This is a genomic window from Pseudomonas sp. NPDC089918, assembly GCF_050280605.1.
GTDB lineage: Bacteria > Pseudomonadota > Gammaproteobacteria > Pseudomonadales > Pseudomonadaceae > Aquipseudomonas.
Map to the genome: position 1 here is coordinate 10,148 of NZ_JBNNVP010000013.1, position 21,431 is coordinate 31,578.

13 protein-coding genes are annotated in these 21,431 nt (G+C 59.1%); 4 read left to right on the forward strand and 9 right to left on the reverse strand.

Annotated features, from left to right (window positions below; genetic code table 11):
• Positions 1-53 precede the first annotated feature (53 nt).
• Entirely contained in the window at positions 54-6,002 is a 5,949-nt protein-coding gene (locus ACQKPC_RS11645) for a DUF5801 repeats-in-toxin domain-containing protein (protein WP_427624689.1), read from the forward strand.
• A 158-nt stretch (positions 6,003-6,160) separates the two neighbouring features.
• On the opposite strand, the gene ACQKPC_RS11650 is transcribed toward ACQKPC_RS11645, so the two are convergent.
• The 6 genes from ACQKPC_RS11650 to ACQKPC_RS11675 all read right to left on the reverse strand — a co-directional run bounded on the left by ACQKPC_RS11650 (position 6,161) and on the right by ACQKPC_RS11675 (position 14,495).
• Positions 6,161-6,904 (reverse strand): response regulator transcription factor, encoded by a 744-nt coding sequence (locus ACQKPC_RS11650; protein WP_192344511.1) that lies wholly within the window; start codon positions 6,902-6,904, stop codon positions 6,161-6,163.
• 538 nt (positions 6,905-7,442) lie between these two features.
• Positions 7,443-8,822 carry a TolC family outer membrane protein gene (locus tag ACQKPC_RS11655; protein WP_427624690.1) on the reverse strand — a complete coding sequence of 460 codons (1,380 nt, stop codon included), beginning with the start codon at positions 8,820-8,822 and terminating at the stop codon, positions 7,443-7,445.
• A 2-nt stretch (positions 8,823-8,824) separates the two neighbouring features.
• Positions 8,825-10,138: an HlyD family type I secretion periplasmic adaptor subunit gene (locus ACQKPC_RS11660; protein ID WP_427624691.1), complete on the reverse strand. Its 1,314-nt coding sequence runs from the start codon at positions 10,136-10,138 to the stop codon at positions 8,825-8,827.
• Positions 10,119-11,900 carry a type I secretion system permease/ATPase gene (locus tag ACQKPC_RS11665; RefSeq protein ID WP_427624692.1) on the reverse strand — a complete coding sequence of 594 codons (1,782 nt, stop codon included), beginning with the start codon at positions 11,898-11,900 and terminating at the stop codon, positions 10,119-10,121. The genes ACQKPC_RS11660 and ACQKPC_RS11665 overlap by 20 nt, the downstream gene beginning before the upstream one ends.
• Positions 11,901-12,294: 394 nt before the next feature.
• Positions 12,295-13,698, reverse strand: a complete 1,404-nt coding sequence (locus ACQKPC_RS11670; RefSeq protein WP_427624694.1) for an MFS transporter — start codon at positions 13,696-13,698, stop codon at positions 12,295-12,297.
• Between the two features lie 533 nt (positions 13,699-14,231).
• Positions 14,232-14,495: a DUF2798 domain-containing protein gene (locus ACQKPC_RS11675; protein ID WP_123494915.1), complete on the reverse strand. Its 264-nt coding sequence runs from the start codon at positions 14,493-14,495 to the stop codon at positions 14,232-14,234.
• 128 nt (positions 14,496-14,623) lie between these two features.
• Between ACQKPC_RS11675 and ACQKPC_RS11680 the strand changes: the two genes are divergently transcribed.
• Positions 14,624-15,550, forward strand: a complete 927-nt coding sequence (locus ACQKPC_RS11680) for a LysR family transcriptional regulator (RefSeq protein WP_427624695.1) — start codon at positions 14,624-14,626, stop codon at positions 15,548-15,550.
• A gap of 19 nt (positions 15,551-15,569) precedes the next feature.
• On the opposite strand, the gene ACQKPC_RS11685 is transcribed toward ACQKPC_RS11680, so the two are convergent.
• Complete coding sequence (locus ACQKPC_RS11685) at positions 15,570-16,754, reverse strand: MFS transporter (RefSeq protein ID WP_427624696.1); 1,185 nt, start codon at positions 16,752-16,754, stop codon at positions 15,570-15,572.
• Positions 16,751-17,965, reverse strand: coding sequence for a serine hydrolase domain-containing protein (locus tag ACQKPC_RS11690; RefSeq protein WP_427624697.1), 1,215 nt, complete (start codon positions 17,963-17,965; stop codon positions 16,751-16,753). The genes ACQKPC_RS11685 and ACQKPC_RS11690 overlap by 4 nt, the downstream gene beginning before the upstream one ends.
• A gap of 125 nt (positions 17,966-18,090) precedes the next feature.
• On the opposite strand from ACQKPC_RS11690, the gene ACQKPC_RS11695 reads away from it, so the two are divergent.
• Positions 18,091-19,005: a LysR family transcriptional regulator gene (locus ACQKPC_RS11695; protein ID WP_427624699.1), complete on the forward strand. Its 915-nt coding sequence runs from the start codon at positions 18,091-18,093 to the stop codon at positions 19,003-19,005.
• Positions 19,006-19,082: 77 nt separating this feature from the next.
• On the opposite strand, the gene ACQKPC_RS11700 is transcribed toward ACQKPC_RS11695, so the two are convergent.
• Positions 19,083-20,108, reverse strand: a complete 1,026-nt coding sequence (locus ACQKPC_RS11700; protein WP_427624701.1) for an AraC family transcriptional regulator — start codon at positions 20,106-20,108, stop codon at positions 19,083-19,085.
• 131 nt (positions 20,109-20,239) lie between these two features.
• On the opposite strand from ACQKPC_RS11700, the gene ACQKPC_RS11705 reads away from it, so the two are divergent.
• A complete protein-coding gene (locus ACQKPC_RS11705) occupies positions 20,240-21,424 on the forward strand; it encodes an acetyl-CoA C-acyltransferase family protein (protein ID WP_192344502.1) in 1,185 nt (394 codons plus the stop codon).
• Positions 21,425-21,431: the final 7 nt, after the last annotated feature.

A 21,431-nucleotide genomic window follows, 5' to 3' on the forward strand; every position in this document is an offset into this window, starting at 1 on the left:
TGTAGAGGTCAATGGTCAGACCTCAATGACCGCAATTGCTCGGGAGAAAAATCATGGCTATTGCAATCACAGGCGAGGACGTTGTGCTGGACGAGACGGCCGGGTTACAGAACGCCACCGCCACGCCAACCCCTGCAGGAGACGCTGACGACAACGACATTCTGGTGGCATCCCTGCCCGCTTCCTTCTCTACCCGCTTGACCGCACTTGGAGCCGGTACCGCAACGGGTGCGGCTTTGAGTGGCTATACCGGTGCCGCAGGCAACACGGGCACCAATGCGTTCACTATCACCGGTGGAGGAAGCACTAGCGACATCAGCTTCGTCGACAGCGCTGGTGCACCACTCGATGGTCTGGACAGTGGACTGGATACCCTCGATGGCACCAGCATCCTTCTCTATACCGATACGAACAACAACATCCTTGTGGGCCGAGCCGGGGGCGCCGATGGCGCGATCGTGTTCGCGGCCTACATTGAAGAAACCGGATCGCCGGTCACCGGCGGCAAGATCTGGACCGTGGAATACCAACCGCTCAAGCATCCAGATGCTACAAACCCCGATGATTCGCTCAATCTGCTGGACAAGGTGTTCATCGGAGCTACTCAGGACCAGGGATTCAGTCTCGCCGGTGCGCCCTCCGGTCAGAACCTCTTTTTGATGTTCACGAAAGCGAACCCGACAACTGAAACAGTCGATGGTGTCGTGCGGATCACCGATACCACCATCATCGCCACCGGCAAGAACCCCGCAGACCAGTCGAGCGGCGCCAATATCAACACTGGCGACACGATCAATACCAGCCAGGGTGGTGGCCCGACCACCATCGGCACCAACAACCAGATGATTACGGAACAGGAAGGCATCCGCTTTTCGTTCGTCACGGGCGCCAGGCAGGATGTGACCGTTCCCAATCTGAGTCAGACCGAAGCAGATGTTGAATCCAACATCGACTTTACCGGGGTCTTCAATTCGACATCAGCCAGTTTCGACGTCGTGCAGTTGCAAGGTGGCAAGAGTGCGGTGGTCAAAATCAGCGCATTCAACACCGCTGTTGAACCTGGCGTGAACTTCGTCAACGGCTATACAGGTGATACGGCGGTAGCCATCACCAATGTGCTCGTCACCAACATCAGCACCGGGCAGGTGATCGAGAATTCAGACGGTTCGGTGAATGATCCGTCCATTGCCATCACCTTTACTGGTGGGGTTGCAACCATCACCGGCGTTCTGGCCGGTTACCAGATTGAATACACCACAACGTCGGACCACAACCGCGTGCTCATCGAGAACGGGGCGGCCCTTGACGCCAGGGGCGATAACCACGCCGATTTTGATATCGGTGGCTTCACGCTGCGCGAAGCCTCTACTACGATCGCCGAAATCGGCTCCAAGATGAACTTCGAAGACGACGGACCAAGCGTCAGCGCCACCGGCACGGAGCCAGTACTGACGGTCGACGAAACGGTGCTGACGACCGACGCCACCCAGAGCTTTACCGCCAACTTCAGCTCGGCGTTTGGTGCTGATGGCGCGGGCACGCTGACCTATGCGTTGGGCATGACGGCCGGCCCTTCCGGACTGACCGACACGGCCACCGGCGAAGCGGTGAACCTGTCGCTTAACGGCACCGTGGTCGAAGGCCGCACGGCCACCACCAACCTGCTGGTGTTCACGGTCACCGTCGCCGCCAACGGTGACGTCACCCTCGACCAGCTGCGCGCGGTGGTGCATCCCGATGCCACCGATCCCGATGATGCAACGAGCCTGAGCTCGGACGATCTGGTCACCCTGACGGCAACCATCACCGACAAGGACGGTGACAGTGCCCAGGCGACCCTCAACATCGGCCAGAACCTGGTGTTCGAGGACGACGGACCAAGCATCCACACCACCGGCGACGAACCGACGCTGACGGTAGACGAAACGGTGCTGACAACCGACGCCACCCAGAGCTTTACCGCCAACTTCAGCTCGGCGTTTGGTGCTGATGGCGCCGGCACGCTGACCTATGCACTGGGCATGACGGCCGGTGCTTCCGGACTGACCGATACGGCCACCGGCGAGGCAGTCAACCTGTCGCTCAACGGCACCGTGGTCGAAGGCCGCACGGCCACCACCAACCTGCTGGTATTCACGGTCAGCGTCGCCGCCAATGGTGACGTCACCCTCGACCAGCTGCGCGCCGTGGTGCATCCCGATGCTACCGATCCCGATGATGCGACGAGCCTGAGCTCGGACGATCTGGTGACGCTGACGGCAACCATCACCGACAAGGACGGTGACAGTGCCCAGGCGACCCTCAACATCGGGCAAAACCTGGTGTTCGAGGACGACGGACCAAGCATCCACACCACCGGCGACGAACCGACGCTGACGGTAGACGAAACGGTGCTAACCACCGACGCCACCCAGAGCTTTACCGCCAACTTCAGCTCCGCGTTTGGCGCTGATGGCGCCGGCACCCTGACCTATGCGCTGGGCGTGACGGCGGGGGCTTCCGGGCTGACCGACACCGCCACCGGCGAAGCGGTCAACCTGTCGCTTAACGGCACCGTGGTCGAAGGCCGCACGGCCACCACCAACCTGCTGGTATTCACGGTCAGCGTCGCCGCCAACGGTGACGTCACCCTCGACCAGCTGCGCGCCGTGGTGCATCCCGATGCCACCGATCCCGATGATGCGACGAGCCTGAGCTCGGACGATCTGGTCACCCTGACGGCAACCATCACTGACAAGGACGGTGACAGTGCCCAGGCGACCCTCAACATCGGCCAGAACCTGGTGTTCGAGGACGATGGACCGAGCATCCACACCACCGGCGACGAACCGACGCTGACAGTAGACGAAACGGTGCTGACAACCGACGCCACCCAGAGCTTTACCGCCAACTTCAGCTCGGCGTTTGGCGCTGATGGCGCCGGCACGCTGACCTATGCGCTGGGCATGACGGCCGGTGCTTCGGGGCTGACCGACACGGCTACCGGCGAAGCAGTCAACCTGTCGCTCAACGGCGGTGTAGTTGAAGGCCGCACGGCCACCACCAACCTGCTGGTGTTCACGGTCAGCGTCGCCGCCAACGGTGACGTCACCCTCGATCAGCTGCGTGCGGTGGTGCATCCCGATGCCACCGATCCGGATGATGCGACGAGCCTGAGCTCAGACGATCTGGTCACCCTGACGGCGACAATCACCGACAAGGACGGCGACAGTGCCCAGGCGACCCTCGACATCGGCCAGAACCTGGTGTTCGAGGACGATGGACCGAGCATCCACACCACCGGCGACGCGCCAACGCTGACGGTAGACGAAACGGTGTTGACGACCGACGCCACCCAGAGCTTTACCGCCAACTTCAGCTCGGCGTTTGGCGCTGATGGCGCTGGCACGCTGACCTACGCGCTGGGCGCGACGGCAGGCCCTTCGGGGCTGACCGACACGGCCACCGGCGAAGCGGTCAACCTGTCGCTCAACGGCACCGTGGTCGAAGGCCGCACGGCCACCACCAACCTGCTGGTGTTCACGGTCAGCGTCGCCGCCAACGGTGACGTCACCCTCGACCAGCTGCGCGCCGTGGTGCATCCCGATGCCACCGATCCCGATGATGCGACGAGCCTGAGCTCGGACGATCTGGTCACGCTGACGGCCACCATCACCGATAAGGACGGCGACAGTGCCCAGGCGACCCTCGACATCGGCCAGAACCTGGTGTTCGAGGACGACGGACCGAGCATCCACACCACCGGCGACGAGCCAACGCTGACGGTAGATGAAACGGTACTGGCGACCGATGCCACCCAGAGCTTTACCGCCAACTTCAGCTCGGCGTTTGGCGCTGATGGCGCCGGCACGCTGACCTATGCGCTGGACGCGACGGCAGGCCCTTCGGGGCTGACCGACACGGCCACCGGCGAAGCGGTCAACCTGTCGCTTAACGGCGCCGTGGTTGAAGGCCGCACGGCCACCACCAACCTGCTGGTGTTCACGGTCAGCGTCGCCGCCAACGGTGACGTCACCCTCGATCAGCTGCGCGCCGTGGTGCATCCCGATGCCACCGATCCCGATGATGCGACGAGCCTGAGCTCGGACGATCTGGTCACCCTGAAGGCAACCATCACTGACAAGGACGGCGACAGTGCCCAGGCGACCCTCAACATCGGCCAGAACCTGGTGTTCGAAGACGACGGACCAAGCATCCACACCACCGGCACGGAGCCAATACTGACGGTGGACGAAACGGTGCTGGCGACCAACGATACCCAGAGCTTTACTGCCAACTTCAGCTCCGCGTTTGGCGCTGATGGCGCCGGCACATTGACCTATGCGCTGGGCATGACGGCCGGTGCTTCGGGACTGACCGATACGGCCACCGGCGAGGCGGTCAACCTGTCGCTCAACGGCACCGTGGTCGAAGGCCGCACGGCCACCACCAACCTGCTGGTGTTCACGGTCAGCGTCGCCGCCAACGGTGACGTCACCCTCGACCAGCTGCGCGCCGTGGTGCATCCCGACGCCACCAATCCCGATGATTCGACGACGCTGTCGGCGGACAATCTGGTGACGCTGATAGGGACCGCAACTGACAAGGACGGTGATAGTGCTCAGGCAACCCTCAACATCGGCCAGAACCTAGTGTTCGAAGACGACGGCCCATCACTTGCATTCGGCAACCTGATCGGCACCGGTAGCGTCCTGCCGCAATTCGGCTTCTGGGACCATTCGGCGGGCGCCGACGGGCTGGGTGCGGATGGTCTGGATATCTCGGTGAATAGCCAGTTCACCCTCGTCAGACCAGACAATACGACCACGACCGGGACCGCCACGCTCACCGAGCAGTCGCCCTCACCCGACGGCAATGGCGCATACCAGTTTGCAGGGACGTTGACCGGTGATTTCGACAACAACGCCGCAACGGCGGATACCAGCGTCGACTACACGCTCACCGCCTATGCCGATGGCCGCTATGCACTGGATCTGGTGCAAGGCTTCAGTTCAGAGATCGTGCTCAGCACTGCCGACGGCGCGCTCGGTGCCGGTGGCCCGGATCCAGTGCGCACATTGTTAATTCCAGAGCAGGATCCACCGACTATTCCTTCGCCATCTGAGGAGATTGTGTTCTTTACCGCGAAGGCGCTTGCGTCGACTTCGGACATCCTGAGCGGAATCGGGCTTGGAGAACCCGACCCCACCGAAACAACGCTACAGACCAACCCCCTGCCCTCGTACATCGACCCGAGGGCCATGAACGTCAGCACCGCCGGCATCGGCGTCGCCAATAACCTGTTCCAGGGAGACAACCTGGCGGCAATCGGCGCTGCCGATGAAAGTTTCGTCGTCAATCCGGAAAGCTTGCTGACGGGCATGAGGGTCTTCATCGACAACTCCGTGGGAGGTTACAACACGGCGACAGAGGACCTGTACTACAGGGCCTTCTACGAGGATGGCACGTTCTCGAATCTCATCGAAGTGAACACCCTGACTCCGGAGGCAGGCGGACAGGTATCCTTCCTCATTGAGAGCGATGGCACGAATCTGATCGACGCTGTTCAGCTCACGATGGCCCGAGGCGAGATCAAGATCCCGACGATCCAGTTCATCCACGAGACCGAGAGCCTGGCCAGCGATGTCCAGTTGACGTTCAACGCGACGCTGACCGACAAGGATGGGGACTCGGCGACGAGTACGTTCGACGCCAACCTGTTCGCCAACGACTTGTCCGGCACCTTCGACTTCTCGCTGGCGGGCACGGGCGGTGAACGTGATGCCTTCAACATCGACTTGTCAGTCGATGAGAACCTGTACCAGGTCACCGGCTTCGATGCGAACGCAAGCCTGCGAGACACACTGGTACTCAACGGCGACCAGAGCGCGGTTGTCCAATCGATCGACAACACCGGCGCAGACAGCATCGTCACGGTTGCCGAAACGGGCGGACAAGTCACGACCATCACCTTGGTCGGGGTCGATCTTCTGAGTAGCGACATTGTTTACGGCAGCGTCTGAGAAACGCTTGTAAAAAGATGCGAGGGTGGCGCAAGCCATCCTCGCATTTTTTTGCACTTCCAATAGGCGATCCGCACGTTCGCATCAAACTGGGTACCCTGTGGCAGGCCACCGACAAAGACGGCGATACAGTGTCGGCCCAGGCACGCCAGAGGGTGTCAAAACGTCTTTTTTTGACGTGAAACCAAATCCAGTTCCACCCACGTGGACTCGGGTGGTTTTTCGTTGTTGGTGAGCCCGTGCTTCAACGCATACATCAGCAAATCGATACGGTTGATCAGATTAAGCTTTTGATAGATGTTGCTGAGGTGGTTGTGCACGGTGTGCTCGCTGATGCCCAGACGCCCGGCAATGCTCATGTATTTGGCGGACGGATCCCCGACAATGGCGCGAATCAATTCCCTCTCGCGTAGCGTCAGCCGCGCCTGTTTTGCCTGCTCCAGATTGCATTTCAAATGGATATTCCCGGTCGCGGCATAGCCGGAAAGCCCACCGGCCCAGGCTCTATCCAGTCCGGTGTCGCGATGATGGACTGTGATAATGGCCTGGATGATCGATTCTGTCGGGTCTTCCGCCAGCACGATGCCCCGTGCGCCCGCCTCTATTGCCTGGGCAACGGGGATGGCTTCGTACAAACCCTTGAGCACCAGCACTTTCATTTCGGCGTTGCGGGTGAGTCCCGCAACGACCTCCAAAGGGTTCAACGCATCTGGAAAAAAACTGAAAAAAATCACATTGGGGCGCAACTGATCGGCAAGATCCAGCGCATTGGTATAGGTGGTGGCCTGGCCGCTCACTTCCATCTGAGGCTTCCTGGCATTGATCAAGTCTTGAAGACCCATGAGAACGAGGGGACGACAATCGATCAGCATCACGCGTATTGTTTTTTTGTGGGTCGTCATATTTTCCTGACTCCCTTGAAGAATTAATGACCTCCCTCCCTTGGCCTTCCTGAATCAGCAGCTCGCTCACCTGCCCATCGTGATCGAAGGACAGATGCGAACGCCGACAGGCCTTAACGGTGCCTGCCCGGGTATTCATTTTTTTTGGCCCCTTCCACTGGTTCGACAAGCAGGGGTTGCGGGCGTTTCCGAAAGCCGGGCAAAGCCATCGAGGCAACATAAATAGGAATAATCATCAATCACTTGCGCGTGATGACGTGCTCCCTCGATCTGTTCAACTGAGTCTAGGCCAGACCAGCACACTGCCAGCACGCCCATTCGCCAGTCGTCGACTCACGCCTCATGCGGGTAGCCCAGCGGTTGTCAAAAACGCCCATTTGACCCTTTAAAATCAAGATCTTAGGTTTGCCACGGCCGACCTGTTGCCAAGGTCTGACCGCGATCGAAATCGTCAATTAACCGACGAATGGCTTGCGCACAGACATAACCACAATGCTGGCGTCAATTTTTCGGCAACAGAGTCAGGGTTGCGGCGGAATCAGGGGGATATGTGGTTCTGGCTAGAGCTCCCGGAGCTCAACCAACCATTAACGCTTTCGACACTTTCGGTAGGCAGCTTTCCCGCCCAACGATTGAGCGTGAGGACATTCGTGATGAATTCGTATTGCGTCTTGAGCAGGTCACGACGCGCCCGGAATTCGTTGCGTACGCTGGTCAGTACATCGACGGCATTGACCATTCCGTAATCGAGCGCTTTCTCTGCGGCCACTCTGGACAGCTGTGCCGAGGCCAGGGCATTTCGGCTCGCACTGATCTTCTCTCCGCTCGAATTGGCGGTCAGGTAAGCGCTGGTGATCTCCTTGACCACCCGGCGCCGGATCGCTTCCAGTTCCTGCTCGGCGGTAATCTGATCCTGATAGAGCCCACGGACCCGCGCCGAGGTCGAGCCGCCGCTGTACAGCGGCACCTGCACGCCAATGCCGGCGACATAACTGTCGGTGCGTGGCGCCAGGGTATTGTTGTAGCCCTCGTTGGTCTGCTGCGCGCTGAGCGTAAGGCTCAGGGTCGGATAGTGCCCGCCCTTGCCGCTGCGCAAGGCTGCGCCCGCGGCTTCCACACCGCTCTCGTTGGCCTTGAGCGCCGGGTTTAGCGCTATACCCTCGCGCACCCAGGATTCCAGGCTCTGCGCTGAAACCCGCAGTTGCACGTCATCGCGAATCCGGTTGAGCTTCTCCTTGACCGGCCGGCCGACGATCTCCGCCAGTGCCTCGCGACTGATACTGGCCTGGTTCTGGGCATCCAGTTCCTGCGCCGCCAGCAAATCGACCCGGGCCTTGAGGTCGAGCTGATCAGTAATCATTGCCAGCTGCTTCTCATACAACGCATTGACTCGGTCCAGACTCTTTTGCGTGGTTCGACGCTCCGCCCTCACCAACTCCAGTTCATCTTCGGCGGCCAGCGCGGTGAAGTAACGCTGTGCCAGGTCCACTGTGGCCTCGGCCTGAGCATCCAGCGCTTGCGATTCGGACTGCTTGGCCAGGCTTTTGAATTTTTGGTAGTTCTCCCACGCGGCCTTGTTGTAGAGGTACTGACGCAGCACCAGGCTGTAGTTTTCGCTATCGTAACTGCGCTGCACCAGATCGCTCTCCTGATGAATCCGATTCGTCCCGGCATTGAGCGAGACCTGCGGGAACAGCGCCCCCATAGCCTCGCGCTGATGCTCCTTACCCGCCTGCGCTTGCGCATAGGAGGCCAATACCCGCGGATCTTCCAGCCTCGACTCACGGTACAACTGCATGAGGTCGGTGGAAAATGTCGAGGCACTGACACCGGTCGGCGTGGCCGCAATGGTTTGCGCCAGAGCGGTACCCGCCGCAAGCATGAACACACCGCCCAGCAGAACTGCCGACGCGCTCATGGTCATTCCTCGATCATCGATTGAGCCATGGCATCGCGAGCAGGCTGCATCAAGTACTGCAACAACGTGCGTTGCCCGGTGATGATTAATACGTCCGCCGGCATCCCCGGCAACAATTTGCGCTCACCCAAGGTGCGCACGCCCTCCTCTGTTACCCGGACCCGCGCCAGGTAATAGGCCGTCCCGGCCTTTTCGTTGACCAGCCGGTCAGCCGATACGCTGCTGACCTCGCCTTCGATCACCGGCGTGGTCGAGCTTTTGAACGCGCCGAAACGGATATCAGCCCGCTTGCCGATGGCAATACGATCAATATCCACCGGCGCCACCTGGGCCTCTATGACCAGCTCGGAAACCGATGGAACGATATCCAAAAGCGGCGTCGCGGGGCTTACCACACCACCGATGGTGTGCACGGTCATGCCAATCACCATGCCCGCGTCGGGTGCGCGGATGACGATACGACTGAGCCGGTCTTCCAGGGACGAGGTTTTCTCTTGCAGGTCGTACATCCGGGTCTGGACCTCGGCCAGCTCCTTCACGACCTCGGTATTGAAATCCTTGTCGATTTGCAGAATCTGCAACTGTGTTTCGTTGATCTGCAGACGAGTCTTGTTAATAGCAGACCGGTGATCAGCCACCTCCGACCTGAGCATCCCCAGCTTGCGTTCCTGATCGAGCAGACGTTGTTTGTCAACGAACCCTTGCTTGAGCAGGTCGGTCAATTCAACGATTTCACCGCTGTAGGATTTCTCCAGATGAACCTTGGCAGCAATCATCGATTCCAGTCCTTTGATCTGTTGACTCAACTGGCCAATGCGCTCGCGCAACACCGAGATCTGACCCAGCCGCGAGCCTTGCCTGGCGTTAAATACCTGAGTCTCGCCCTGACGCGCCTCCACGCCTCGCAGACTGTCCGGATCGGCTATCTCCCCAAAGCTGATCGCCGACAGTGTGTCGCGCTCGGCCCTGAGTCTTGCCTCCATGGCTCTAGTGGCGACCAGCTGGCCTCGGCTTATCTCGTATTCGAAGCGCAACTGGGCATCATCAAGAATGATCAGCGGATCACCACGCTTGACGATGTCACCGTCATGGACCAGTACCGCTTTGACGATGCCGCCTTCAGGATGCTGGACCGTTTTGCGGTAAGTCTGCACGGTGACCACCCCCGGCGCGTAAGCGGCACCGTCCAGGGGTGCAAGCGCCGCCCAGGTGCCGAACAGGCCGAAGGTCACCCCGACAATACCAATGCCCAGGCGACGTGCTTTACGATCAGATATCGGCAGGCCGGCGAAGCTTTCAATTTGACGACTGGGCATCGTAGGGTTCATCAGCATCGCCCTTGCTGGTTTTGACCGAAGCCATGGTGGCGCCTGCCGACATGGCGTGCTTTTGTGCCTGTTGTTTCTGCGCAAGTTCGGCGAGCACTTGCTCGCGTGGTCCATAAAGACTGATAGCCCCTGCGTTCATCACCATGAGCCGGTCCAGTTGCGACACGATGTTGGTTCGGTGGGTAATGACAAACAGGGTCGCGCCGCTCTGCTTGATCTGCTGGATGGCTGCCACCAGGGCGCGATCGCCGACTTCGTCAAGATTGGAGTTGGGCTCGTCGAGAATAATCAGTCGCGGGCTGCCATACAGGGCGCGGGCCAGTCCGATGCGCTGGCGCTGCCCTCCCGACAGCGTGAGGCCTTCACTGCCGATGACGGTGTCGTAGCCATCGGGCAATTGCAAAATCATTTCGTGAACGCCAGCGGTCCTGGCAGCCTGAATGACTTTTACCGAGTCGACCTCGGCGAAGCGGGCAATGTTCTCGCTGATGCTGCCTTCGAACAGCTCAATGTCCTGGGGCAAGTAACCTATATACGGTCCAAGTTCATCTTTATCCCACGCGCTGATGTCCGCGCCATCGAGCCGGACCACGCCATGCAGCGGTGCCCATACCCCCATCAATGCCCTGGCCAGGGTCGATTTACCCGCGGCGCTGGGACCGATGATGCCGACAACACAGCCGGCAGGTACGCTGAAACTCATGTTGTTGATGATCGGGGTTCTCGAACCAGGTGCCGATACGACCAGATTCTCCACCTGCACGTGCCCCTGAGGCGCAGGCAATGACATACGCTCGGGCTGGGCCTGTTGTTTGTCGAGGATGTCGTTGAGACGGCCGTATTGCGAGCGAGCCGCAATAAAGCCCCTCCAACTGCCGATGATCAGATCGATGGGGGCCAATGCACGCCCTAGCAGCACGGCCCCGGCAAACACCAAGCCTGCCCCCACTTGATGGTCCACGGCCAGGTAGGCCCCCAGGCCAAGGATCAGTGATTGCACCAGGATCCGGAAGGTCTTGGAAAGCGTGCTGATTATGGCACCTCTGTCGCTCGCTTGGGCCTGCAGCAACAGGACGTTTCTTTGACGATGCCCCCAACGGTCCATCAGGGTTTCAAGCATGCCCATGGACTCGATGACTTCAGCGTTGCGCAGATTTTTAGTGGTGTAGAGCGTCGCACCGATATGTTCCTTGTTCGCCTGGGCCAGCGTCGGCCCCGTCAGCCTCTCATTGATAAACGCGAGCATTAACAACAGCAGCGCACTGCCCGTCGCTACCCAGCCAAACCAGGGGTGAAACATGAACATCACGGCGATGTAGATAGGCAGCCAGGGCGCATCGAAAAAGGCGAACAACCCATTACCGGAGAGAAACTGTCTCAAACCCGTCAGGTCGTTGAGCGACTGGGCCGAGGCATCCATACCACCGCTGTCCAGCGCCCGCTTGAAACTGGCCTTATAGACCTGGCGACTCAGCAACACATCCAGTCGGGTACTGACCCGAACCATAATGCGCGAACGTATCCATTCCAGGGAGCCGAGCGTGATGATCAGCCCGGTCATGATCAGCGTCAGCATTGCCAGGGTTGTCAGGCTTCCGCTGGTCATCACTCGCCCATACACCTGAAGCATATAGAAGGTGGGAACGAGCATGAGCGCGTTGATGAAAAGGCTGAAAAAACCAACAGAAATAAAGCTGTCTCTACAGGCTTTCAACGCATTTTTCAGGCTGTTTTCAGGTGTGCTCCGCATTGAAACCCCTGCTCGCAAAAACCATCTTCTGCAGCTTAGATCATGCCGAACGACTGTGTGCAGCAATTGGCCGGATCGACTCCTCCCCCACAACGACCCGGCAGTGAGGAGCGCAAGCGATCGGCGACGAAGCCAGGATGCTCTATAACGTGCTGTCGCCCTTATCACGGGCTGGAGAGAGGTTTCTGGTGCAGGTTATTTGCCAAATAGCGGATTGCCGGGCAAGCGCGTCGTGCGCCTTCCTTCGCTTATGGCAATCCGATAGTCGGCACCGACAGGCCGGACTTCGTCGACCACATGGGTGGCGGAGGCTCAGAGGAAGGCGGTCAAGTCACGCACTGCGACAAAATGCGTCGCAGTGCGTAGCCCTCGCTGGCTGACGGGTGCCAGCCGTTTACAGATCGGTGATTTCCTTATGGCGTGGTACCAGCGCCTTCATGACGCTCCATGCCACCAGATAGGCCAACGCACAAATGGCAAACATGATCATGTAGCCGGTATGAATATCGCCGATCAGTTTGTAGTGATCGATCACCCAACCGCCGATCTTGGTCATCACTACGCCGCCCAAGCCACCTGCCAAACCGCCGATACCGACCACCGAAGCGATGGATTTTTGCGGAAACATGTCAGACACCGTGGTGAAAATGTTGCACGACCATGCCTGGTGCGCCGACGCGCCCACGCCAATCAGCAGCACCGGCACCCAGAAACTGATGTAACCCAATGGCTGCGCCAGTAATACCAGCAACGGAAAGAATGCGATCACCAGCATGGCTTTCATGCGACCGTCATACGGCGCGTCGCCGCGTGACATGAAATAGCTGGGGAACCAGCCGCCGCCGATACTGCCGATCATGGTCATGCTGTACAGCACGGCCAGCGGCATCACGATGGCCTGGCCTTTCATGCCGTATTGCGCCGACAAATAGGTGGGAAGCCAAAACAGGAAGAACCACCACACGCCGTCGGTCATGAATTTACCGAAAGCAAAAGCCCACGTCTGGCGGTAGGTCAGCAATTTGAACCAGGATACTTTTTTGTCGGCAACACCCGGTACCGGGCGAGTAACCGCCTGCACGACCTGGTCGCTGCGGATGTAGGCCAGTTCCTGCGCCGAGAGGCGTTTTTGCTGCTCCGGCTTCTCGTACAGCGCAATCCAGACGCCCACCCAAACGAAGCCCAACATACCGATCACGATGAAAGCCGCTTCCCAGCCCCACAGACTGGCGATCAGCGGCACGCAGATCGGCGCCAGGATCGCGCCCACATTGGCACCAGAATTGAAAATGCCGGTGGCGAAGGAACGCTCTTTCTTCGGGAAGTATTCTGCGGTGGCCTTGATTGCGATCGGGAAGTTGCCCGCTTCGCCGATCGCCAGCACGGCGCGCGACACCATGAAGCCTGCGATCGAAACCGGAATCATGGCAATGCCGAGGGCGCTGCTCACGGCACCTATCCCCTCACCCATCGGCACCGCAAACGCGTGCATGACCGCGCCGGTCGACCAGATGCAGATCGCTACCACATAGGCGGTCTTGGTGCCGATCTTGTCGACCACGCGACCGGCGAACAGCATGGAAATCGCGTACACAAACTGGAAAACAGAGGCGATGTTGGCGTAATCGCTATTGCTCCAGCCAAATTGCGTCGATAGATCCGGCGCCAACAGGCTCAATACCTGGCGGTCGAGGTAATTGACGGTAGTGGCAAAAAACAACAGCGCGCAGATAGTCCAGCGATAGTTGCCGACGGCTTGGCCGATTCGCTGAGCATTGATGGGCTCGTTCAGATTCATGGCATCACTTTATTGTTGGATTAGGGTGATGAAGTCTCGGTTTTAGCGAGATCAATGGGTCGTAGAGCATCGCCACAACGCGATGGGTCCGCGCCAAGGCCATTCAGACTCCTGGGTGTTTGCGATTAACTTGAGTAATCATCAGGTGCAACGATGCACATGCAATCGCAGTGCTGCGCGCAGATGCCAGCAGCCAGGATTGCATCTTTGGAAGGGGCGTTTAGGGAGGCGGGAAAACAGGCTGAGTTCATGATAGGGGCCGACACTTTTTTTATTGTTAAGGGTTGAGCAGACGATTAATCGTCTGTCGTCGTACAACTGTGCTTTATATATCGATACCCCTACCCCGCTGTCAATCTGAAAAATGGCCGTCTGTCTCAAAGAGACACCGGCCAATATCAGGATTAAATCAAGAGAACCAGGGGAACGCTGGCCGATGGACCTTCAATTTCCCGGTATGACGGCAAAGTACCGGGTTCAACCATAGTCATACGATCACTTGCGCTCCACCTCCTTATAGCAGTGACTTTCCCTCAGTGGCCCTGCACGGTCCACGCCACAAGTCGGGCAACCAATGGGCGCACGACGAGCACGCAGATGAATGCCGAAGGCATTGCCACCCGGTACGCATTCATCACATTTTCCATGTAATGTTCACCTATTCCGAATTCCGCTAGGGTGATGACGAGACACATGAGAAACGCCATGATCGTTGCCATGTAAAGAGCAAAGACGTAAGGCGTGGCATGTTTAGGCAAGCGAAAACGCACGGTATTTTTAGCTGTTCTATCGGACATCGATTTAAGCCTTGTCAATCTTGAGTGGCGAAAGAGCGGCTAACCTAGCAAGCTGCCAAACGCGTCGGTAGACGCGTTGCGCTTGAATCTTTCTTAAGCAAAATCAACGAATCGAGTATGAGGGCCCGATGGATATTCTTGGTTTGATCAATACCTATATCCGTGTGGTAGAAAACGGCAGCATCGCGGCGGCGGCCCGTGCCCAAGGCATGAGCGCCGCAGCGGTCAGCCAGAGCATCACGCGACTCGAAGCCCACTTGGGCGTGCGCCTGCTCTCTCGTACAACCCGAAGTATGGCGCTCACCGAAAGCGGCACTCGCTATTTCGAGAAAGTGCGTCACATCCCGGGCGATATCGATCGCGCCTCGCAAGCTGCCACGGTCGCCACCAAACCGCAGGGGCCGCTTTGCATCGCCACCACTGCGGCATTTGGTCGGCATGTACTCGCGCCATTAATGCCCGCGTTCAAGGACGCCTATCCGCGCATCGACATCGAACTGATCAATACGGATCGCAGCGTTGATCATCGGCTGGAGGGCGTCGACGTCAGTATCCGCATCGAAGCGCAACTGAACGATCAGCTCATTGTCCGGCATATCGCTTCGTTTCCTTTCGTATTCTGCGCGGCGCCCGCGTATCTCGACCGCGCGGGCATACCGATAACACCTGAGGAGCTGAAGCAACACACTTGCCTTGTCTTTCGCTATCCAACGGATGGTCGTTTTCTGCCTTGGACCTTTGTACTCAATGGCAGCCGCTTCGAGGCCAAAGTCAACCCGGGCTTCATCTGCGATGACATCGACACTATCGCGCAGATTGCTGTAAACGGCGGCGGGATCGCACGTCTGGCGAGCTTTATCGCTCAACCATTGATCGACAGCGGCCGCCTTCTACCGTTGTTCGAGCCGGGCAGTCGCAACGCAGCTTGCGCGGAGCCTGAGCCGATGCACATCTATGCCTGCGTCACCGAGCGATCGGCTTTGAATGCAAAGGTGCGCGCGTTCATCGATTTTCTTGAACGAGCGATGCAAAGCCAATCGCATGTTCTCGCCTAAGCCGCACGACGAGTTCAACTCAATCCGCGGCGATCTGCGCGCCTTCCTTGCGCGGCTCGGCACTGAAAAACAGGACTTTAACCACGATGACCAACACGGCCAGCGCGGCAAATAACAAACCGCTGTATAGGGTGCCCTGCAAGCCCATGCGTGCCAAGAACCACCCACCAGTAGTTGACCCCATGGTCACGCCCATGTTGATGAACGAGATATAAATGCCGGTGGCGAATTCGGGCGCTTCCGGTGCTTCGGAGGTCAGCCATATTTGCGTGACAATCAGCCCGCTGGTATGGGTCGCGCCCCAGATCACCACGATAACCAGCATGGTCATCAGGGACGGGCCGGCGAACAGGTACAACAGACCATAGGCACTGGCCAGCAGGATCGGGTGCAGGATGGTTGTCCGAACCATGTTCCGCCCGATCAGCTGGCCGGCATACAAATTGCCCGCGACGCCGCCAATACCGAAAACCACCAGCAGGATGCTGATCATCTGCGCGCTCATGCCCGCTTCCTTGGCCAGATACTCGGCTGAGTAGCTGTAGACGGAAAACATCGCGGCAAAAATCAGCGTCGAGGCGGTGATGTTCAGCCAGAGCGGGAACTTGCGCAGAATGGCCAGTTGCTCTTTATAGGAAACCCGCTGTTTGTCGGGCGCGTCCGGCAGCTTGGCAATGATCCCCAGACCGGCAATGCAGTTGACCACGGCGCAGAACAGAAACGACGCTTCATAGGAAAACTGCGCCGCGATCAGCGTCGTCAACGGCACCCCCAACACCATGCCCATGCTGGTGCCGACAAAGGCCTTGGCAGCTGCGCGGGTCGACTCCTGCGGTGGGTACAACGAAACGGCCGCGACAAAGGCCAGGGAAAAGTACACGGGGTGAAACAACGCAGGGATGATCCGCAGCACCATCAGCGATTCAAAGTTGGGTGCGTAGGCCGATAGCACGCTGGTGCCGGCAAAAATGAACAATGCAATCGTCAGGATCTTCTTGCGATTGAAGCGCGACAGCAGCAAGACCATAACCGGGCCGAAGACCGCAATGATCAGCGCAAACAGCCCCACCAACAGGCCGGCCTGGGACGCACTGATCGCGAAGCGCTCGATGATCACCGGAAGAATTCCGACCACGCCAAACTCAATGGTGTAAACGCCAAACAGACCTAGAGCGAGAAAGTAGATCGGATGGAGCATTTTCATGAGTCTGACTCCAGCGTGACCACGACTTTGTTGCGGTCACTGTTATTCGCCCCATAAACGGCGTTGCACAGGTCGACGGTAAATTGTCCGAACATGCCTTCGAAGGCGGTATTGGTGAAGGCAACGACCGTCAATTGCTCGGCCGGGTCGACAAACCAGGAGTGTCCATAGGCACCGCCCAATCGCCAGCTACCCACCGACTCGGCCGTCTGGGCGACGGCCGGGTCCTTGAGCACGGTAAAGCCCAGACCGAAGCCGCGACCGGGCCAGTTTTCCAGTTCGAGCTCGCCGGTCTGGTTGGTGGCCATTTCTTCCACCAGCGCTTCAGGCAACAACGGCGCCCCGCCTTTGCGCAGGGTTTCGAGCAACTGGAGGAACTCACCGGCACTGCCGATCAATCCCGAACCACCGGAGTTGAAAGCCTGTGGGTCGAGGGCCCGGCTCGGCTCCAGCTTGATGCCGGCGGTGCCTTCGAAAACCGGCACCACTTCCAGCTCTTTCATACGCCGCGGCTGTGGTTGATCGTTCAGGTACGCCGGGCTCAGGCGGCTGGCGTCGGACACGCTGAAACCGATATCGCGCAAACCCAGTGGCTTGGCGATCAGCGCGTCGATTGCGGCGGCCAGCGAGGTGCCGGTGACCGCTGCAATCACGCCGCCCAAGACATCGGTCGCAATCGAATAGCCCCACGAACTGCCAGGTTTGTACAACAAGGGCGCGTGGCTCAGGCGACGCAGATTTTCTTCTAGCGTCAGATTGCTGCGCTCCATGCCATCGGACACACCGGCGTCACGATAAGGACCACCCTGATCGCTTTCCAGAAAACCATACGTGAAGCCGGCGGTATGGCTCAGCAATTGACGCACCGTGATCGTCGCTGGCTGGCCGTCGCTCAGGGTCGGCTTGAAGTAAGGCAGCCAGCGGCTGATGTCGTCATCCAGGTTGAGTTTGCCCTGGCCGATCAGCGCCAGTGCCGCCACCGAAACGATTGGCTTGGATACCGAAGACAGCCGAAACAAGGCGTCCTCGCGCATCGGTAACTGCGCCTCCCGGTCGGCCAACCCGGCCGCGCGCTGGTAAATGAGCTTGCCGCGGTGAGCCACCAGCACCACTGCGCCTACCAGGCGCTGATCGTGCAAGGTCTGCTCCAGCACCGCGTCGATGCGCGAGCGTAGAGACTGTGATGGGCGGAGCGGTTCGTTGACTGACATTGGCGGGCCTGAATAGTTGGATGAATGACTCGATGTCTCGAGGGTAGAGGGGGCCGTTGTCAGGAAACAGAGGCTACAATTCCGAGGTCCACGGACCTTTTTGTCCGCAATCAAAGGAGTGAGTGTTGGATAAGCTCAATGGCATCACGGTGTTTGTGCAGGTTGCCGAAAGCCGCAGTTTTGTTGGGGCCAGTCGTTTGTTGGGGATCTCCGCCTCGGCGGTGGGCAAGAGCATCGCGCGCATGGAAGAGAAACTCGGCGCACGCCTGTTCCATCGCAATACCCGCAGCATCAACCTGACCAGCGAAGGCTCGTTGTTTCTGGAGCGCTGCCGCCGGGTGCTCAACGAACTGGAAGCCGCCGAGCAGGAACTCTCCAGCTTCAGCGAGACACCGCGAGGTAAACTGCGCATCAGCCTGCCGCTGCTGGGCAACGTGCTGTTCATGCAGCTCTCACGATTCATGCAGCACTATCCAGAAATCCAGCTGGAACTGGACTTCACCGATCGGCTGGTGGATGTGGTCGAGGAAGGATTCGACGCCGTGGTGCGCACTGGCCAGTTGCACGACTCCCGGTTAATGGCCAGGAAACTCGACAGCTTCAGCTTCTACCTCGTCGGCGCCCCCAGTTACTTTGCGAGCCACGGCTACCCGCAGAATGTCGAGCAACTGCAGGAGCACCACTGCCTGCATTACAAACTGCCCTCCACGGGCAAACTGGAAAAATGGCCACTGCCGGGGCTTGCCGAAGGTGCTGAGTTGAAAGTACCGGCCACGATGGTCTGCAATAATCTTGAAATGCTGATCCACATGGCCCGCCAAGGCCTGGGCATCGCCTGCGTCCCTGAGTTTGCGGTGCGCGAGGCACTGGCGGGCGGAGAGCTGGTGTCAATACTGGACGACAAAGTGCTGCGCACTCTGAACATCCAGGTGGTATGGCCGTCGAGCCGCTACCTGACGCCAAAGTTACGAGCATTTATTGACTTTGTTTGTGATGGCGCAACGGGCCTCAGAAGTGGCAACGCAGCGGTAAGCGGTTGAGGCGTTACAGGGCCGATGTTCAGCGTCATGGCACGGAGGAACTGCTCGCGGGTCTGCGCATCGCGAGCAAGCGCAATTCATGAATCAGTTGCCTCCGAGGCCTGAAACCGCGCCCGATACCGCCCCGGGCTCTCCCCCGTCCACTTCTTGAACGCGCGATGGAACGCACTCGGCTCCTGAAATCCCAACTGCTCGGCAATATCGCTGATGCTCGCCTTGCTCTGGCGCAACCGGTCAAACGCCACCGCGCGCCGCACTTCATCCTTGATCTCCTGATACGAACAGCCTTCACGTCCCAGTTTGCGGCGAAAGGTGCTGGGGCTCAGGTGCTGTTCCAGGGCGAAGGCCTGCAAGGTCGGCCATTCGCTGTAATGGCTGTGGCGCAGGCGCTGATGAACCTGCGACGTCAGCCCATGCTGGTTGCGGAAGCGGATCACCAGCCATTGCGGTGCGGTGCGTAAAAACACTTTCAACGAAGCAAGGTCTTGAATCACCGGCAGGCGCAGGTAGTGACTGGCGAACTCGATTTCGGTGCGTTCGGTGCCAAAGGTCAAGTTGGGCCCCCAGAGCATGGCATCATCACGCAGCGACAAACGCTGATGACGAAAGTCCGCACGATCGATCGGAATGCGCCGCCCACCCAGCCAGCACAGCAGGCTGATCATCAACACCAGAAACGTTTCTTCCCCCAACCGGCTGACCTCGCTGTTCTGCGCACGGGTCTGCAAGCTGATGACCGCACGCTTGCCACGCACACTCAACGTGCCACGAAAATCACGCAGGAACAGGGCGAAATTGGCCAGGCACTGACGCATGGCTTTTTCCAGCGTCGGCTCCTGAATCAATGCCCGACAGATCAAGGCAAAACTGCCCGGTGGCATACCGTGGGAGTCCAACCGGAAAAACTCGTCGTTCAACTCACGAATCTGCACCAGCCACAACGCGGCGAAAGCCGTGGCCGGCACCCGTGCCGTCGGCTGATCCATCAATGCCGGATCAATTCCCACTTGTTCAAGCACTGACCGCAGACGCTGCGGTTCTTCACGTAGTGCATGGATCATGGGGTACATGAAGTAAACCGCCACCGAATCCGTTTCCCGCATTTGAATGCCTCTCTCGTCACATCTGAATATGGCAAAAAACGCCATCACCCTTGAACAGTTTTGGCATAGGCCAGTGGCGCTGCTGATTCTAGACTCGTGCCCAACAAAAAAGACCTATTCAGAGAGCCAACATGAACCATTCCGATATTTTTGTAGTGAGCGCCGTCCGTTCTGCCATCGGCAGCTTTGGCGGTTCACTCAAGGATGTGCCGCCTATTCAGTTGGCAACCGACGTTTGCCGCGCCGCTATCGAACGATCAGGCCTGGCGCCCGAGCACATCGGCCATGCCGTGATGGGACATGTGATCCCGACCGAGGCACGCGATGCCTACATCTCCCGGGTGGTCGCGATGAATGCCGGCCTGACGAAAGAGACCCCCGCCTTCAACGTCAACCGCCTTTGCGGTTCGGGTTTGCAGGCGATTGTCAGTGCCGCGCAAAGTTTGATGCTGGGGGATGCGGGCGCTGCGCTGGCAGGCGGCGTCGAGTCCATGAGCCGAGGCGCGTACTTGTTGCCGCAGGCGCGCTGGGGCGCACGCATGGGCGACATGCAGGCCGTCGACTACATGCTTGGGGCACTGCAAGACCCGTTTGCCGGTTTCCACATGGGGATCACCGCTGAAAATATCGCCGAGCACTATGGCATCACGCGTCAGGCCCAGGATGAATTGGCGCTGCTCAGCCAGCAGCGTGCTGCCCGGGCGATTGCCGAAGGGCGTTTTGCGGGGCAGATCGTGCCGATCGAAATTGAAACCCGCAAAGGGACGGTTACGTTTGCGACGGATGAGCATGTTCGGGCTGAGGTCAACGCCGAGCAATTGAGCCGTATGAAACCCGCCTTCAAAAAAGACGGTAGCGTCACCGCCGGCAACGCGTCCGGCCTCAATGATGGTGCCGGCGCACTGATCATGGCCACGGGCCAGACTGTTCAGGAACAAGGCCTCAAGCCTATGGCTCGACTGGTGGGTTATGCCCACGCAGGCGTTGAACCGTCGATGATGGGTCTGGGACCGATTCCCGCCACCCGCCTGGTGCTCAAGCGCGCCGGCCTGACCGTTGCCGACCTTGATGTGATCGAGTCCAACGAAGCCTTTGCCGCCCAAGCCTGTGCCGTAGCGCAAGAACTGGGCTTCGATCCACAGAAGGTCAACCCCAACGGTTCGGGCATCTCGCTGGGCCATCCGGTGGGCGCCACTGGCGCGATCATCGCCACCAAAGCCATTCACGAACTGCATCGCTGTCAGGGTCGTTATGCCCTGGCGACCATGTGCATCGGCGGCGGCCAAGGCATCGCCGTGTTGTTCGAGCGGGTTTGATAAGGAC

Excerpts from the sequence above, each read along its gene's own strand:
- ACQKPC_RS11650 (WP_192344511.1), bottom strand. The coding sequence starts at position 6,904 with ATGACGACCCACAAAAAAACAATACGCGTGATGCTGATCGATTGTCGT.
- ACQKPC_RS11670 (WP_427624694.1), bottom strand. The coding sequence starts at position 13,698 with ATGAATCTGAACGAGCCCATCAATGCTCAGCGAATCGGCCAAGCCGTC.
- ACQKPC_RS11680 (WP_427624695.1), top strand. The coding sequence starts at position 14,624 with ATGGATATTCTTGGTTTGATCAATACCTATATCCGTGTGGTAGAAAAC.
- ACQKPC_RS11660 (WP_427624691.1), bottom strand. The coding sequence starts at position 10,138 with ATGCCCAGTCGTCAAATTGAAAGCTTCGCCGGCCTGCCGATATCTGAT.
- ACQKPC_RS11675 (WP_123494915.1), bottom strand. The coding sequence starts at position 14,495 with ATGTCCGATAGAACAGCTAAAAATACCGTGCGTTTTCGCTTGCCTAAA.
- ACQKPC_RS11655 (WP_427624690.1), bottom strand. The coding sequence starts at position 8,822 with ATGAGCGCGTCGGCAGTTCTGCTGGGCGGTGTGTTCATGCTTGCGGCG.
- ACQKPC_RS11705 (WP_192344502.1), top strand. The coding sequence starts at position 20,240 with ATGAACCATTCCGATATTTTTGTAGTGAGCGCCGTCCGTTCTGCCATC.
- ACQKPC_RS11685 (WP_427624696.1), bottom strand. The coding sequence starts at position 16,754 with ATGAAAATGCTCCATCCGATCTACTTTCTCGCTCTAGGTCTGTTTGGC.
- ACQKPC_RS11645 (WP_427624689.1), top strand. The coding sequence starts at position 54 with ATGGCTATTGCAATCACAGGCGAGGACGTTGTGCTGGACGAGACGGCC.
- ACQKPC_RS11690 (WP_427624697.1), bottom strand. The coding sequence starts at position 17,965 with ATGTCAGTCAACGAACCGCTCCGCCCATCACAGTCTCTACGCTCGCGC.
- ACQKPC_RS11665 (WP_427624692.1), bottom strand. The coding sequence starts at position 11,900 with ATGCGGAGCACACCTGAAAACAGCCTGAAAAATGCGTTGAAAGCCTGT.
- ACQKPC_RS11700 (WP_427624701.1), bottom strand. The coding sequence starts at position 20,108 with ATGCGGGAAACGGATTCGGTGGCGGTTTACTTCATGTACCCCATGATC.